This is a genomic window from Paracoccus aminophilus JCM 7686 (assembly GCF_000444995.1).
In the GTDB taxonomy this organism is placed as follows: domain Bacteria; phylum Pseudomonadota; class Alphaproteobacteria; order Rhodobacterales; family Rhodobacteraceae; genus Paracoccus; species Paracoccus aminophilus.
The window spans coordinates 2,216,085-2,231,334 of sequence record NC_022041.1 but is presented as its reverse complement, the minus strand read 5'-3'; the positions used below and the strand labels follow the sequence as shown (position 1 = coordinate 2,231,334).

Below are 15,250 nucleotides of genomic sequence, written 5' to 3'. Positions count from 1 at the left end.
GTCGGACGACAGGTGCTTCTTGGTGTGCCGACCCACACACAGGGATTTCGCTGTTCTGGGCGGGTGCTCCTTTCCGACAAGCACCCCTCGGACAGATGTCGCTCGTTCGGGTTGGTCTTTTGTGGTCGGTAGAGCAATCGATCATGGATGAGGCAGTCCGCAGGGCGCCTTCTGATCCGCGTCCTAGGCTACTGGCCGATGTGGTAGGGATGGTAATTTTTGCGTGCCGGGGCGTTGCCGCTTAGGAAAAGGTTGGCTTGTGGGCCCGTGGCAACTTGGACTTCGCTCGGGAGAGTCCAGAGATTGCTGCGACCGGTACGGCTATCCTTACGCACTGCGCTTACCGAGATCATCCCGAGCAGGTCTACGAGCCTGTCACACTGAGAATTGCAGCGGGCAGGACTCGGAGAGGAGAGCGCTCGTCGGCCAAGCAAAGACCGACGGGCGCCGCTGATTAGGCGTGGTTGGGCTCAGAACGGGATGTCGTCGTCGAAGTCCGGGCGGTTCGAGGAATAGCCACCCGAGGACTGGCCTCCGGAAGATTGGCCACCCGACGACGGACCGCCGGACGAACCACCGCCGTAGCCGCCGTCATTGTAGTCATCGCGGCCGCCGCCGTAAGAGCCACCGCCCTGACCGCCGCCCGAACCACCGCGACCGTCGAGCATATGCAGTTCGGACCGGAAGGGGCGCAGCGCGACCTCGGTCGAATAGCGGTCATTGCCTTGTTGATCCTGCCATTTACGCGTTTCGAGCTGGCCCTCGACATAGACCTTCGAGCCTTTGCGCAGGAATTGCTCGGCCACGCGGACGAGCGGCTCGGAGTAGATTGCGACCGTGTGCCATTCCGTACGCTCGCGACGTTCGCCTGAGTTGCGATCCTTCCAGCTTTCGCTGGTCGCGATCCGCAGGTTCGCGACCTTGCCGCCGTTCGGGAAGTTCCGGATTTCGGGGTCCTGACCAAGATTCCCGACCAGAATTACCTTGTTTACACTGCCTGCCATTCTGTCGGTCCTTTGATCCGTCGATTTCGTCGCAACGGTTTAGCCTGCCCCGCGGCATTGGAGCAAGGAGAATGCGCGCTTCATGCCGGGCGCCGCGTTACCACAGGGCAAAGGGAACCCGGCGACTTTTCGCCGATTGCGGAGGGCCCCCGCTGGCGCTAGCGTAGCGCCGCCGGAATAAATCGGTATAGTCTGTACCAAAAAAGAGCGCGGCGAAGAGGGGCAGTCGAATGCATCCCAGCAAGACGGGTAAGATGGCGCGGTTGATGCGCCCCGGCATGTTTGCCGTGGTTTTTCTGGGGCTTGCAGTCCCGGCCTCTGCTGAGGGCCTGATGGGCTCGGGCAAGATGGGCAAGTCGCGCGCTGCTCAGTTCGCGCGTCAGACTCAGCTGATGGATTCGCGGCTTGCGGGCCAATATGCGAAATCGGACCGGCTCAAGCCTGAAAGCGTCTCTACGAAATCCGGCGATGCGCTGGAGTTTGCGGCCGCGGTTCCCCGCTATACCGGCAACAAGCGCAGCCAATATTTGCCCCATGCCAAGGCGATGGCCAAGAAGCATGGCATTCCCGAGGATCTGTTTTTGCGCCTCGTCCAGCAGGAATCTGGCTGGAATCCCGGCGCGCGCTCGGTCAAGGGCGCCCATGGCTTGGCGCAGTTGATGCCCGGCACGGCGGCGAAGCTTGGCGTGGATCCGGCCGATCCCTATCAGAATCTCGAAGGCGGCGCGCGCTATCTGCGCATGATGTATAACACCTTCGGCAGCTGGCCGCTGGCTTTGGCCGCCTATAATGCGGGCCCGGCTGCGGTCGCGAAATACGGCGGCATCCCGCCTTATCAGGAAACCAAGAATTACGTCATCGCCATCAACGGGCGCTGATTAAAGAAAAACGAGGGACAGAAAAGGCGAGCCCTCGGGCTCGCCTTTTTTCATTCTGTGGGGCCTGTGCCCTCAGAAGCTCGACGGGATGATGCGCGTGTATTTTGTCCCGGCGATGGTCGCGCCAGCCATAAGGCCTGATTGGCCGAAAATCATCGCGACGACCGGTTGCTGTGCACTGATCGTATCGGCGCCAAGCGAGACGCCGCGCGCGGGCAGGGCATAATAGGCACCGGCTTCGGCAACCCAGCCGGGTGCGGCACGGAAATTCGACAGTGCCTCGTCGGTCTGGAAGATCAGCACATGCGCATATTGCTGGGCGCCAATCGCAAGGCCGACGCTGGCTTGCGTGGCCGAGTAATAGTCGACGGTGGCGTCGTTGATACGCAGAGCGCCCTGTCCATAGGCGCCGCCAATGCCAAAGGCGGCCTCGGTCATCAGCGGCATATAGAGCACGCCCTTGGCGCTTTGGATCATCCCGCCCGCATCCGGATAGTTCTGGAGCAGGAAATTCTTGGTCTCATTCACGCGGGCATCAAGCCGCGCCGCTGCATTCTGTCCGACCGCATTCGAGCAGCCAGCCAGCAAGGCGGCAGCACCGCCGACGAATAGAGCGCGGCGTGAAATCCTGAAATCGTTAAGCATATTCGCCTCGTCCCTTGATGGCGGTTTCCCCGCCTTTGCCACGGGATGATAGGGGCTTTAGCCCAGATGCGCCAGCTTTTCAGCCACTTCCGGGGCGTAATAGGTCAAAATCCCGTCACAGCCCGCGCGCCGGAAGCCGATCAGGCTTTCGATGACGACATCGCGCGAGAGCCAGCCGTTGCGGATCGCGCCCTCGATCATCGCATATTCGCCCGAGACCTGATAGGCGAAGGTCGGGACCTCGAAGCGGTCGCGCACCTCGCGGCAAAGGTCGAGATAGGGCATCCCCGGCTTGACCATGACCATATCGGCGCCCTCGGCGATATCGCGGGCGACGCAACGCAGCGCCTCTTCGCGATTGCCGGGATTGACCTGATAGGTCTTCTTGTCGCCGACGAGCCGCCCCGAGGCGCCGACCGCATCGCGGAACGGGCCATAAAAGCCGCTGGCGAATTTCGCGGCATAGGACAGGATCGAGACATCGGCATAGCCGTTCGCCTCAAGCCCGGCGCGCAGCGCGGCAATCCGGCCGTCCATCATATCCGAGGGGCCCAGAATATCGGCCCCCGCATCGGCCTGTGCCAAAGCCATGCGCACCAGCGCCTCGACGGTTTCATCGTTGAGGATGACGCCGTCTTTCACCAGCCCGTCATGGCCGTTGATATTATAGGGATCGAGCGCAATATCGGTCATCACTGCCAGCTCGGGCGCGACCTCCTTGATGGCGCGAATGGCGCGGTTGCCGATGTTTTCGGGGTCCCAGGCGCGCTCGCAGCCCTCGGTTTTCAGATCGGGGTCGGAATGGGGGAAAATGCAGATCGCGGGAATGCCAAGGCGCAACGCGGTTTCCGCCGCCCGTTTGGCCCCGTCCAGCGTCAGCCGCTCGACCCCGGGCATCGACGGGATTTCGCCCACGCCGCTGTCAAGCTCGGTGACGAAGATCGGCCAGATCAGATTGGCCGGCGACAGGGTCGTTTCGGCCACCAAAGCACGGATCGCCTTGGTGCGGCGCAGACGGCGCAGGCGGGTGGCGGGAAAAGCGGGAAGGGAGGTGCTGACGGCCATATCTGTTCTTTCCTGGCTTGCCCGGCAATGGGGGCGCGGGGAGGCGCGACGAATGTGCACCCTGCGCGGCGCAGGTGCAACCCCGGCGGGCACCATCTCGCGCGCCACGGCGATTGCGGGTTTTTCTTGACCGCGCGGCCCTCTAGGGTGCGATGTCAAGAGACAAGACAAGAGAGATTCCGTGTCGTTTTTCCACGAACTCCTGAGCCTGCTGGCCAGTCGGTCCTTTAGCTCGATCTGGTTTTGGGTCCTGTTGGCCGGGGCTTGGACCGCGGCTGGGCGCACCGCGCTTGGCGTGCCGCCCGATGTGGTGGCGCGCGCCTATCGCGAGCGTGAGGGAGAGGCCAGCGTCGTGCTGCTCGATTGGCTGTCGCTGATGCTGCCGCGTTGGCGGGCGCGGCCGAGTGAAGGGGCGGTGCTTTTCGGCCTCTCGGTTTTCGTTTTGGTGGCGCTTGCGGTGCTTGGTTTCGGCTACCGGCTTGAAATGGCGCAGGCTTTGGTCTTGCTCTTGTTGCCGCTTGGGCTTGTCGTTTTGGCGCGCTTTCGCCTAGCCGCGCGCCTGCGGCTGCTTCTGAGCGCCGCCCATGCCGGAGAGATCAGCGCCGCCAGCGCCGCGACCGATGCCGCGCGGCAATTGCGCATCCATCGCTTCGTGGTCAACGGTCTGTCGATCGTGGTGATTGCGGTGGCGGCGTGGTGGGGCGCGCTTTGGCTTCTGGCCCATCCTTATGGCTTCTGACGCAGGCGCGAACTTGACATCCATCCTCACGCGTTTAGGTCAGCCGATATGTCCGACCAACTGATCCTTTCCGGTGCCCCCGAGGGCTTCGATGCGGCCCTCATCGCACGCGAGCTGGCCCGAGGCGCGCCCGTCATCCATATCGCCCGCGACGATCGCCGCATGGCGGCCATGCGCGCGGCGCTCGAGTTCTTCGCGCCCAAGGCCGTGGTGCTCGATTTCCCGGCCTGGGATACGACGCCCTACGACCGGATCTCTCCGGCGGCGGGGATCATGGCCTCGCGGATGGCGGTGCTCACCGCTCTGGCGCAGGGTGCGATCAAGGGGCCGTTCATCCTGCTGACGACGCTCAATGCCGCGTTGCAGCGCGTGCCCGCGCGCGAGGTGGTGAAGGCTTCGGGCTTTTCGGCGGCGGTCGGCGACCGGATGGATGAGAACGCGCTCCGCGCCTTTCTGATCCGCATGGGCTTTACGCAGGCGCCAACCGTGACCGAGCCCGGCGATTATGCGGTCCGGGGCGGGATCATCGACATCTATCCGCCGGGCGAGGGGGGGCCGATCCGGCTTGATCTCTTTGGCGATGTTCTGGACGGCGCGCGCCGCTTTGATCCGGAAACCCAGCGCACCACCGACAAGCTCTCGGGCGTTGAGCTCGCGCCGATGTCCGAAGTCATTCTCGACGAGCCCGCGATCACGCGCTTTCGCCAAAGCTATCGCTCGACTTATGGCGGCGGCACCAATGACCCGCTTTACGAAGGGGTCAGCGCCGGGCGCAAAATGGCCGGGATGGAGCAATGGCTGCCGTGGTTCCACGCGCGGATGGAAAGCCTCTTTGACTATCTGCCGGGCGCGAGCCTGGTCAGCGATGACCATCTCGATCAGGTGCTCGACGCGCGTTGGCATACGATTTCCGAACAATATGACGCGCGCAGCGAAGCGCTGAACCGCAAGGGCTCCGACAGCCCCTATCGCCCGGTGCCGCCGGGCGAGATGTTCCCCGACCCGGCCGAATGGCATCGCTGGCTTGGTGCGCGCCGTCATCTGAAGCTGTCCGTGTTGCACCAGCCGCCGGGGCCGGGCGTGCTTGACGCGGGCGGGCGTCCGGGGCGGAATTTTGCGCCCGAACGTCAGGACGAAAACAAGAATATCTTCAAGGCGTTGTCCGAACATATCCGCAAGCTCCGTACATCTGGTCGAGTGGTTCTCGCCAGTTTCTCGGAGGGGGCGCGTGACCGTCTGGCCGGGCTCATCGCCGATGAAGGCGTCGAAGGCGCCACGCTGATCTCGGATATTCGCGATCTGCCCGAGGGCAAGGGCGCGCTTGGACTGGTGGTCTGGCCACTGGAGGAAGGCTTCGTCTCGGACGGCGCGGCGACCGGCGATCTTGCCGTGATCTCCGAGCAGGATGTGCTGGGCGACCGGTTGGTGCGCGGGGCGAAGAAGCGGCGCAAGGCCGAGAACTTCCTCAAGGATACCCAAAGCCTGACTCCGGGCGATCTGGTCGTCCATGTCGAGCACGGCATCGGGCGCTATACCGGGCTTGAAACGGTCAAGGCGCTTGGCGTGCCCCATGATTGTGTCGCGCTTGAATATGCGGGCGGCGATCGGCTGTTTCTGCCGGTTGAAAATATCGAGCTCCTTAGCCGCTATGGCCATGAAGAGGGCATGCTCGACAAGCTTGGCGGCGGGGCGTGGCAAGCGCGCAAAGCGCGCCTGAAAGAGCGCATCAAGCAGATTGCCGACAAGCTCATGCGGATTGCGGCGGAGCGGATCTTGCGCACGGCGCCGGTGCTCGAACCGCAGTTTCACGAGATCGAAAGCTTCGCCGCGCGCTTTCCCTATACCGAGACCGAGGATCAGGCCTCGGCCATCGCCGATGTTGCCGCCGATCTGGCCGCCGGGCGGCCGATGGACCGGTTGATCGTCGGCGATGTCGGCTTCGGCAAAACCGAAGTCGCGATGCGCGCGGCCTTTATTGCCGCCTCGGAGGGGATGCAGGTCGCGGTGATCGCGCCAACGACGCTGCTCGCGCGCCAGCATTTCAAGAATTTCGCCGAGCGGTTCCGCGGCACGCCGATCAATGTCCGCCCGCTCTCGCGTTTCGTGAGCGCCAAGCACGCGACCGAAACGCGTAAGGGGCTGGCCGAGGGCACCGTCGATATCGTCATCGGCACCCATGCCGTGCTGGCCAAACAGGTGAAGTTCAAGAACCTCGGTCTCTTGATCGTTGACGAAGAACAGCATTTCGGTGTCAGCCATAAAGAGCGGCTGAAGGAATTGCGCAGCGATATTCACGTCCTGACGCTGACCGCGACGCCGATCCCGCGCACCTTGCAGCTGTCGCTGACTGGCGTGCGCGATCTCTCGGTCATCGGCACGCCGCCCGTCGACCGCCTTTCGATCCGTACCTATGTCAGCGAATTCGACACGGTCACCACGCGCGAGGCGCTTCTGCGCGAGAAATATCGCGGCGGGCAAAGCTTCTTCGTCGTGCCGCGGCTGTCGGATCTACCCGAGATCGAGGATTGGCTGAAGCAGAATGTGCCGGAGGTCAGCTATATCGTCGCTCATGGCCAGCTTGCCGCCGGTGATCTCGATGAGCGGATGAACGCATTTTACGACGGCAGCCATGATGTGCTGCTGGCGACGACCATTGTCGAAAGCGGGCTCGATATTCCGACCGCGAATACGATGGTGGTCTGGCGCGCGGATATGTTCGGACTGTCGCAACTTTATCAGATCCGGGGCCGGGTCGGGCGCTCGAAGACGCGCGCCTATTGCTATCTGACCACGAAGCCGCGAGTTGCGCTGACGCCGCAGGCGATGCGGCGGCTGAAGTTTCTGGGCTCGATCGACAGCCTTGGTGCGGGCTTCAATCTGGCCTCGCAAGATCTCGATCTGCGCGGGGCGGGGAACCTTCTGGGCGAAGAACAATCCGGTCATATCAAGGAGGTTGGCTTCGAGCTTTATCAACAGATGCTCGAGGAAACGATTGCCAAGCTGAAATCGGGTGAGATCGAGGGCACGCCGGATGACGGTTGGGCGCCGCAATTGAACCTTGGCGTGCCGGTCACGATCCCGGAGAGCTATATCCCCGATCTCGACGTGCGGCTGGGGCTGTATCGCCGCCTGTCGGAGCTGACGACCAAGGTCGAGCTCGAGGGCTTTGCCGCCGAACTCATTGACCGGTTCGGCGCGCTCCCACGCGAAGTGAATACGCTTTTGCTGGTCATTCGCATCAAGGCGATGGCCAAGCGGGCCAATATCGCCAAGCTCGATGCCGGGCCGAAGGGCGCGACGGTGCAGTTCTATCAGGACAAATTCCCGAACCCCGCAGGGTTGGTTGAATTCCTTAACGATCAGCGTGGGCAGGCTAAGGTCACCGACAACAAGATCGTTATCCGTCGCGACTGGGCCAATGATGCCGAGAAGATCAAGGGCGCCTTCGGGATCGCCCGCGATCTGGCGGCGAAGATCAAGGAAGGCAAGGCGCGCGCCTAAGCGGTGCGCGCGGTCGGAAAGGGAATCTGCAAAAGGAAAGGGCGGCCCGAGGGCCGCCCTTTTTCGTCAATCCGCGATCAGAAGCGGAGGCTTGTTCTTGGTGATCTTCGGCGCTTCCGGTCCGGTGATGTCGAGGACGGGCTTGTCCTCTTCGATCCGGATGCGCACGAAGCCGCCTTTCTGCAACCGGCCAAAGAGCAGCTCTTCCGCCAGCGGTTTCTTGATGTGCTCCTGGATCACGCGGCCAAGCGGGCGGGCGCCCATCTTGTCGTCGTAACCTTTTTCCGCCAGCCAGTTCGCGGCCTCGGGCGTGAGGTCGATATGGACATTGCGGTCGATGAGCTGCGCCTCGAGCTGGAGGATGAACTTGTCCACCACCTTGATGATGACATCACGCGACAGCGCCGCAAACGAGATGATCGCATCCAGACGGTTGCGGAACTCGGGCGTAAAGGTCCGCTCGATCGCGGCCGTATCCTCGCCCTCGCGTTTGTCACGGCCAAAGCCGATCGCGGCACGTTGCATGTCCGAGGCCCCGGCGTTCGAGGTCATGATCAGGATCACATTGCGGAAATCGACCTGACGCCCATTGTGGTCGGTCAGTTTCCCGTGGTCCATCACCTGCAGCAGGATGTTGAAGACATCCGGATGCGCCTTTTCGATCTCATCGAGCAAGAGCACGCAATGGGGATGCTGATCGACCCCATCGGTGAGCATGCCGCCCTGATCGAAACCGACATAGCCCGGAGGCGCACCGATCAGACGGCTGACCGCATGTTTCTCCATATATTCCGACATGTCGAAGCGCAGGAGCTCAACCCCGAGCGAATCCGCAAGCTGTTTGGCGACCTCGGTCTTGCCGACGCCCGTCGGGCCAGCAAAGAGATAGTTGCCAATCGGCTTTTCGGGTTCGCGCAGACCGGCCCGCGCCAGCTTGATCGCCGAGGAGAGCGCGTCGATGGCCGCATCCTGACCGAAGACCACGCGCTTAAGGTTCTTCTCGAGATCCTTCAGCACCACCGCATCGTCCTTGGAGACGTTTTTCGGCGGGATCCGGGCGATCTTGGCGACGACCGCCTCGATCTCTTTCGGGCCGATGGTTTTGCGGCGTTTGCTTTCGGCGACCAGATGCTGGGCAGCACCGGCCTCGTCGATCACGTCGATGGCGCTGTCGGGCAGTTTGCGGTCATTGATATAGCGCGCAGCAAGCTCGACCGCCGATTTGATCGCGTCATTGGTATAGCGCAGATCATGGTGTTTCTCGAAGCTCGGCTTCAGCCCCATCAGGATCTTGATCGCATCGGGAACCGTTGGCTCGTTCACGTCGATCTTCTGGAAACGACGCGACAAAGCGCGGTCTTTCTCGAAATGCTGGCGGAACTCTTTATAGGTGGTCGAGCCCATGCAGCGCAGCTTGCCGCCGGCGAGCGCCGGTTTGAGCAGGTTCGAGGCATCCATCGCGCCGCCCGAGGTTGCGCCCGCGCCGATCACCGTATGGATCTCGTCGATGAAGAGGATCGCATCGGGATGCTCTTCCAGCTCTTTCACCACGGCTTTCAGACGCTCTTCGAAATCACCACGATAGCGGGTGCCCGCCAGAAGCGCGCCCATATCGAGCGAGAAAATCGTCGATTTGGCCAGAACTTCGGGGATTTCGCCGCGGATGATCTTGAGCGCGAGCCCTTCGGCAATCGCGGTCTTGCCCACACCGGGATCGCCCACCAGAAGCGGGTTGTTCTTGCGGCGGCGGCACAGAACCTGAATGCAACGCTCGACCTCATCGGCGCGACCGATCAGCGGATCGACATCGCCCTTGCTCGCCTTGCGGTTCAGATCGACGCAATATTTCGCAAGCGCCGTTTCCTCTTTGGGCGGCGCGGATTCGACATGCTCTTGCTCAACCTGCGGCTCCGAGCCCTGAACCGAGCGGTTTTCCGAGAAAGAGGGGTTTTTGGCGACGCCGTGAGCGATGAAATTCACCGCATCATAGCGCGTCATATCAAGTTCTTGCAGGAAGAAGGCGGCGTTTGATTCACGTTCGGCAAAGATCGCGACAAGCACATTGGCACCCGTCACCTCGGTCCGACCCGAGCTTTGGACATGGATCGCCGCGCGCTGGATCACCCGCTGGAACGCAGCGGTCGGCACGGCTTCCGAGCCCTCAACATCGGTGACCAGCGTCGAAAGATCATCTTCGATGAATTCGACGAGCATCCGGCGAAGCTCGTTCAGATCGACGTTGCAGGCCTGCATGACCTTGACCGCATCGGGTTCGTCGGTCAGCGCCATAAGGAGGTGTTCAAGGGTTGCCAGCTCGTGATGATGATCATTCGCCAGCGCGAGCGCGGCGTGAATGGCCTGCTCAAGGGAGGTCGAAAAAGAAGGCACGACATTGGCTCCTGTCAGTCGGCTGGCGGGTATGGACCTATTCTTGGCCCACCTGTCCAGACTGTCATTCTTATGTTAAGAATTAGTGGAATTTCTGGGGATTCAAGTGAGAACCGGTAGAAGGGTTGTGATTTTGTGAATGTTGCTCAAGTTGTGATCCTCTGAGCGCACTCGGCCTGAGACGACCCCGCTCGGTCAGGCCCTTCAAAACTCATCCTTCATTTTCCTCAGCCGCGCGAAGACCTCGGCGTCCGGGGCATTTTCCAGCCCGAGCGACGCGCGCAAAGCATGAACCCGAAGGAAGGGGTTCGTGGCGCGCTCTTCGTCGAGACTGGCCAAAGCGCAGATCTTGCGACCTGCGGCGACGTCGGCCAGACGCTGTTTCAACGCTTCATTGCCGGGCTCGACCGACAGCGCGAAGGCGCCATTGCCGCGGCAATAATCATGTCCCGAGCAGATCAGCGTTTCGCCGGGCAGGGCGTTCAGCCGCGTGAGGCTTTCCCACATCATCGGTGCATTGCCCTCGAAAAGACGCCCGCAGCCGATCGCCATCAGGCTGTCGGCAGTAAAGGCATAGTGCGATTGCGGCAAATGCACGGCAATGTGGCCGATCGTATGGCCGGAGACGTCGAGTATGTCGGCAGTCTCGTCGCAGATTTCAAGGGTGCCGCCGGGGGCAAGCGTGATGTCGAGCGGGGGCAGGCGATGGGCGTCCGCGCCATTGCCCGCAACCTTGGCGCCGGTCTTGGCGACGAGCTCGGCCGTGGCCTGGATATGGTCGTCGTGGTGATGGGTCAGCACGATCAGATCCAGCGACCAGCCCCGCGCCTCAAGCTCGGCAAGGATAGGGGTCGCCTCGGGGGCGTCGATCAGCGCGGTCTTGCCATTGCCGTGCAGCAGCCATGCGAAATTGTCAGTCAGGCAGCGGACCGGTATGAGTTCGAGTGTCATTGGCAAATTCCCTTCCTGGCGCAGAAATCGTTCTGGCATCTTCGTGCAGTCTGTTGTCAGGTTCGGAGGGATTGCCGCAGGTTGCAAGGGGCGCGATGCATCACGACGTCGTCGATCTGAAAGCGTTCTACTATAACCGTGCGCTTGGGCGCGTGGTGCAGCGGATCTTGCGCGACCGACTGCTCGACTTCTGGCCGGCCGAGAAACTGGGCGGGATGACCATGGTCGGCTATGGCTTCGCCGCGCCTTTGTTGCGACCCTATCTGTCGCGCGCGCGGCGCGTGACCGCGCTGATGCCGGGGCCGCAGGGCGTGATGGCCTGGCCAGCCGGTTTGCCGAATCATTCCGTGCTTTGCGACGAAACCGCCTGGCCGCTCGATACCGGCAGTGCCGACCGGGTGGTGATGCTCCATGCGCTTGAAACTGCGGATTATCCCACTGCGATCATGGAAGAGGCCTGGCGCGTGCTCGGCCCCGGCGGGCGGCTTTTGCTGATGGTGCCGAACCGCACCGGGCTTTGGGCGCGCTCGGAGGCGACGCCCTTCGGCTATGGCCGCAGCTACAGCCTGCGCCAGTTGGAGAGCCAGGCGCGCGAAGCGGGCTTCGTCCCCGAGCGCAATGCCGCGGCACTTTATGTCCCGCCCTCGGATCGTCGCTTCTGGTTGCGCAGCGCCCAGATGTGGGAGCGCACCGGGGCGCGCATCTCTCGGATGCTGGTTGCGGGTGTGGTCATGGCCGAATTCTCCAAGCAGGTCGCCGCGCCGATCGACCGCAGCGCGCGAGTCAGGATGCGTTCGCCGATGCAGGTGCTCGAAGGGATTGCCCGGCCCAAACCGGCGCGGGAAGGGGCACTGCGGCATCATGTCTCGCCCCGTTAGCGCCACCTCCCTGATATGGCGCAGATCAGACCCAACTTAGGGTGGGAAACCTCAACTTTCTGTGCGCGAGTCGGTTGCAGCAGAACCGTTCAACTGCTAGACCCGCGCGTGATTTTAGGGGAAGGAACCGCCGACCCCGTGGACCCGCTCCGCACAGACCGCCCTATGGACGGCCCGTCGCGGAGCATGCGCAAACCGGAAGGATGACCGTGGCAAATTCCGCTTCGATTTCCGCAGATATCGCCGGACGCTATGCCCAGGCACTGTTCGATCTCGTTAAGGAGTCGGGCGGGATTGATGCATTGTCGTCTCAGGTCGATGGTCTCGCGACCGCGCTCAAGGAGAGCGACGAGCTGCGTGACCTGATCGCATCGCCGATCTACACCCGCGAACAGCAAGGCGCCGCAATTGGTGCGCTGGCCGACAAGCTTGGTCTCGCGCCGGCCTTTGGCAATACCCTGCGTCTGATGGCGCAGAACCGTCGTCTGTTCACGCTTCCGCAGCTTGCAGCTCGTCTGCAGGCACTGATCGCGGATGCGCGCGGTGAAGTCACCGCAGACGTCGTCAGCGCGCAAGAGCTGTCGGCCGATCAGAAAAAGCGTCTGACCGAGACGCTTGCCCAGAAATCGGGAAAAACGGTCAAACTCAATACGCGCGTCGATGAAGGGCTCATCGGCGGGATGATCGTCAAGCTGGGATCAGAAATGATCGACAGCTCGATCCGTTCCAAGCTCGCATCCCTTCAGAATTCCATGAAAGAGGTCGGATAATGGGAATCCAGGCTGCCGAAATTTCGGCGATCCTCAAGGATCAGATCAAGAACTTCGGCCAAGACGCCGAGGTGGCCGAAGTTGGCCAGGTGCTGTCCGTTGGTGACGGCATCGCCCGCGTCTACGGCCTCGACAAAGTCCAGGCCGGCGAGATGGTCGAATTCCCCGGCGGTGTCCGCGGGATGGCGCTGAACCTCGAAACCGACAACGTCGGTATCGTTATTTTCGGCGACGACCGTTCGATCAAGGAAGGTGACACCGTCAAGCGCACGCGCTCGATCGTGGAAGTTCCGGTCGGCAAAGGCCTTCTGGGCCGCGTCGTTGACGCTCTCGGCAACCCGATCGACGGCAAAGGCCCGATCGAGTTCACCGAAAAGCGCGTCGCCGACGTGAAAGCTCCCGGCATCATGCCGCGCCAGTCGGTTCACGAACCGATGGCAACCGGCCTGAAATCGGTTGACGCCATGATCCCGGTTGGCCGTGGCCAGCGCGAGCTGATCATTGGCGACCGTCAGACCGGCAAGACCGCAATCGCGCTCGACACCATTCTGAACCAGAAGAACTACAACGGCCGCGAAGCGGACGGCATGAAGACGCTCTACTGCATCTATGTCGCTGTCGGCCAGAAACGCTCGACCGTCGCCCAGCTCGTGAAGAAGCTGGAAGAGACCGGCGCCATGGCTTACTCGATCGTCGTCGCCGCAACCGCTTCGGACCCGGCTCCGATGCAGTATCTGGCGCCTTACTCGGCGACCGCGATGGGCGAATACTTCCGTGACAACGGCATGGACGGCCTGATGATCTATGACGACCTGTCCAAACAGGCCGTTGCTTACCGTCAGATGTCGCTCTTGCTGCGCCGTCCGCCGGGACGTGAAGCTTACCCGGGCGACGTGTTCTACCTGCACTCCCGCCTGCTCGAGCGTTCGGCCAAGCTGAATGCTGACAATGGTTCGGGCTCGCTGACCGCTCTGCCGATCATCGAAACCCAGGCAGGCGACGTGTCGGCCTATATTCCGACCAACGTGATCTCGATCACCGACGGTCAGATCTTCCTCGAAACCGAACTCTTCTTCCAAGGCATCCGCCCGGCCGTGAACACCGGTCTGTCGGTGTCGCGCGTGGGTTCGGCTGCTCAGACCAAAGCGATGAAATCGGTCGCGGGTCCGGTCAAACTGGAACTCGCTCAGTACCGCGAAATGGCGGCCTTCGCTCAGTTCGGTTCGGATCTCGACGCCGCAACCCAGCGTCTGCTGAACCGTGGTGCGCGTCTGACCGAGCTGATGAAACAGCCGCAATATTCGCCGCTGACCAACGCCGAAATCGTGATCGTCATCTATGCGGGCACCAAAGGCTATCTGGACAACGTCCCGGTAAACGACGTGACCAAATGGGAACAGGGCCTGCTTCAGTATCTCCGCAGCCAGAAGGCTGAACTTCTGGACGATATGACCAAGAACGACCGCAAGGTCTCTGGTGATCTGGAAGCGGCGATCAAGGCGGCGCTGGACGGTTACGCCAAGACCTACGCCTGAGGGAGGGACACATGCCCAGCCTCAAGGACCTAAAAAACAGGATCGGAAGCGTTAAGAACACGCGGAAGATCACCAAGGCCATGCAGATGGTTGCCGCTGCCAAATTGCGCCGTGCGCAAGAGGCAGCGGAGGCCGCGCGGCCTTACGCCGACCGCATGGCGGCGGTCATGTCCGGGCTGACGGCAGCAGCGGCGGGGTCGAATGACGCCCCGTTGCTGCTCGCCGGCACCGGCGAGGATCGTCGTCACCTGCTGGTCGTCTTGACCTCGGAACGCGGGCTTGCAGGGGGCTTCAACTCCTCCATCGTCAAGCTGGCGCGCCAGCATGTGGCCGACCTTCGCGCCCAGGGGAAGGATGTCACCATCCTGACCGTCGGCAAGAAAGGTCGCGAGCAGCTCAAGCGTGATTACGGCAATCTGTTCGTCCATCACGTTGATCTGAGCGAAGTGAAACGGATCGGCTATGAAAACGCCCGTTCGATTGCGGATGAGATTCTCGACCGCTTCGAAGACGGTAGCTTCGATGTCGCAACGCTGTTCTACAACCGGTTCGAGTCGGTGATCAGCCAGATCCCGACCGCGCGCCAGATCATTCCCGCTGTGGTCGAAGAGGCCGGTGACGCCAATGGCGCCTCTGCTCTTTACGATTACGAACCGGATGAATCCGGCATTCTTGCCGAACTTCTGCCGCGTTCGATCTCGACCCAGGTCTTCGCGGCGCTGCTTGAAAACGCAGCTTCGGAGCAGGGCGCACGGATGAGCGCGATGGACAATGCGACGCGCAACGCCGGAGATATGATTGATAGGCTGACCACCGAGTATAACCGCTCGCGTCAGGCTGCGATCACCAAAGAACTGATTGAAATTATCTCGGGCGCCGAGGCGCTCTGATACCTA

General features: G+C 62.1%; 12 protein-coding genes. 7 read left to right on the top strand and 5 right to left on the bottom strand.

The features are described from left to right. Positions 1 to 470 precede the first annotated feature (470 nt). The gene (gene ssb, locus JCM7686_RS10860; RefSeq protein ID WP_020950880.1) at positions 471 to 1,004 is read right to left on the bottom strand and encodes a single-stranded DNA-binding protein; all 534 of its coding nucleotides are present in this window, start codon (positions 1,002 to 1,004) and stop codon (positions 471 to 473) included. Between the two features lie 254 nt (positions 1,005 to 1,258). Here ssb and JCM7686_RS10855 point away from each other — a divergent pair, with 254 nt between their 5' ends. Continuing rightward, on the top strand, positions 1,259 to 1,882 hold the full coding sequence (locus JCM7686_RS10855) for a lytic transglycosylase domain-containing protein (protein ID WP_041527291.1): 624 nt from the start codon (positions 1,259 to 1,261) through the stop codon (positions 1,880 to 1,882). A 72-nt stretch (positions 1,883 to 1,954) separates the two neighbouring features. Here the strand turns inward: JCM7686_RS10855 and JCM7686_RS10850 are convergent, their stop codons facing one another. Both JCM7686_RS10850 and hemB read right to left on the bottom strand, forming a co-directional pair. Continuing rightward, positions 1,955 to 2,527 carry a lipid-binding SYLF domain-containing protein gene (locus JCM7686_RS10850; protein ID WP_020950878.1) on the bottom strand — a complete coding sequence of 191 codons (573 nt, stop codon included), beginning with the start codon at positions 2,525 to 2,527 and terminating at the stop codon, positions 1,955 to 1,957. Positions 2,528 to 2,584: 57 nt separating this feature from the next. Then, positions 2,585 to 3,592 (bottom strand): porphobilinogen synthase, encoded by a 1,008-nt coding sequence (gene hemB / locus JCM7686_RS10845; RefSeq protein ID WP_020950877.1) that lies wholly within the window; start codon positions 3,590 to 3,592, stop codon positions 2,585 to 2,587. Positions 3,593 to 3,773: 181 nt separating this feature from the next. Here hemB and JCM7686_RS10840 point away from each other — a divergent pair, with 181 nt between their 5' ends. Beyond that, a complete protein-coding gene (locus JCM7686_RS10840; protein WP_041527290.1) occupies positions 3,774 to 4,331 on the top strand; it encodes a hypothetical protein in 558 nt (185 codons plus the stop codon). A gap of 48 nt (positions 4,332 to 4,379) precedes the next feature. Then, on the top strand, positions 4,380 to 7,832 hold the full coding sequence (mfd, locus tag JCM7686_RS10835; RefSeq protein ID WP_020950875.1) for a transcription-repair coupling factor: 3,453 nt from the start codon (positions 4,380 to 4,382) through the stop codon (positions 7,830 to 7,832). Positions 7,833 to 7,898: 66 nt separating this feature from the next. Here the strand turns inward: mfd and clpA are convergent, their stop codons facing one another. Next, on the bottom strand, positions 7,899 to 10,220 hold the full coding sequence (clpA, locus tag JCM7686_RS10830; protein WP_020950874.1) for an ATP-dependent Clp protease ATP-binding subunit ClpA: 2,322 nt from the start codon (positions 10,218 to 10,220) through the stop codon (positions 7,899 to 7,901). A 204-nt stretch (positions 10,221 to 10,424) separates the two neighbouring features. After that, positions 10,425 to 11,171 carry a hydroxyacylglutathione hydrolase gene (gloB, locus tag JCM7686_RS10825; protein ID WP_020950873.1) on the bottom strand — a complete coding sequence of 249 codons (747 nt, stop codon included), beginning with the start codon at positions 11,169 to 11,171 and terminating at the stop codon, positions 10,425 to 10,427. 95 nt (positions 11,172 to 11,266) lie between these two features. Here gloB and JCM7686_RS10820 point away from each other — a divergent pair, with 95 nt between their 5' ends. The 4 genes from JCM7686_RS10820 (at position 11,267) to JCM7686_RS10805 (ending at position 15,244) form a co-directional block, all read left to right on the top strand. Further along, complete coding sequence (locus JCM7686_RS10820; protein WP_020950872.1) at positions 11,267 to 12,049, top strand: methyltransferase domain-containing protein; 783 nt, start codon at positions 11,267 to 11,269, stop codon at positions 12,047 to 12,049. Positions 12,050 to 12,252: 203 nt separating this feature from the next. Next, the gene (locus tag JCM7686_RS10815) at positions 12,253 to 12,819 is read left to right on the top strand and encodes a F0F1 ATP synthase subunit delta (RefSeq protein ID WP_041527289.1); all 567 of its coding nucleotides are present in this window, start codon (positions 12,253 to 12,255) and stop codon (positions 12,817 to 12,819) included. Then, positions 12,819 to 14,354, top strand: coding sequence for a F0F1 ATP synthase subunit alpha (gene atpA, locus JCM7686_RS10810; protein WP_020950870.1), 1,536 nt, complete (start codon positions 12,819 to 12,821; stop codon positions 14,352 to 14,354). Before JCM7686_RS10815 ends, atpA begins: the two co-directional genes overlap by 1 nt. An 11-nt stretch (positions 14,355 to 14,365) precedes the next feature. Beyond that, the gene (locus JCM7686_RS10805; protein ID WP_020950869.1) at positions 14,366 to 15,244 is read left to right on the top strand and encodes a F0F1 ATP synthase subunit gamma; all 879 of its coding nucleotides are present in this window, start codon (positions 14,366 to 14,368) and stop codon (positions 15,242 to 15,244) included. The last annotated feature ends 6 nt before the right edge of the window (positions 15,245 to 15,250 follow it).

Coding starts and splice junctions, on each gene's coding strand:
- atpA (WP_020950870.1), top strand. CDS start 12,819: ATGGGAATCCAGGCTGCCGAAATTTCGGCGATCCTCAAGGATCAGATC.
- JCM7686_RS10850 (WP_020950878.1), bottom strand. CDS start 2,527: ATGCTTAACGATTTCAGGATTTCACGCCGCGCTCTATTCGTCGGCGGT.
- ssb (WP_020950880.1), bottom strand. CDS start 1,004: ATGGCAGGCAGTGTAAACAAGGTAATTCTGGTCGGGAATCTTGGTCAG.
- JCM7686_RS10855 (WP_041527291.1), top strand. CDS start 1,259: ATGGCGCGGTTGATGCGCCCCGGCATGTTTGCCGTGGTTTTTCTGGGG.
- hemB (WP_020950877.1), bottom strand. CDS start 3,592: ATGGCCGTCAGCACCTCCCTTCCCGCTTTTCCCGCCACCCGCCTGCGC.
- gloB (WP_020950873.1), bottom strand. CDS start 11,171: ATGACACTCGAACTCATACCGGTCCGCTGCCTGACTGACAATTTCGCA.
- JCM7686_RS10815 (WP_041527289.1), top strand. CDS start 12,253: ATGACCGTGGCAAATTCCGCTTCGATTTCCGCAGATATCGCCGGACGC.
- JCM7686_RS10820 (WP_020950872.1), top strand. CDS start 11,267: ATGCATCACGACGTCGTCGATCTGAAAGCGTTCTACTATAACCGTGCG.
- JCM7686_RS10805 (WP_020950869.1), top strand. CDS start 14,366: ATGCCCAGCCTCAAGGACCTAAAAAACAGGATCGGAAGCGTTAAGAAC.
- mfd (WP_020950875.1), top strand. CDS start 4,380: ATGTCCGACCAACTGATCCTTTCCGGTGCCCCCGAGGGCTTCGATGCG.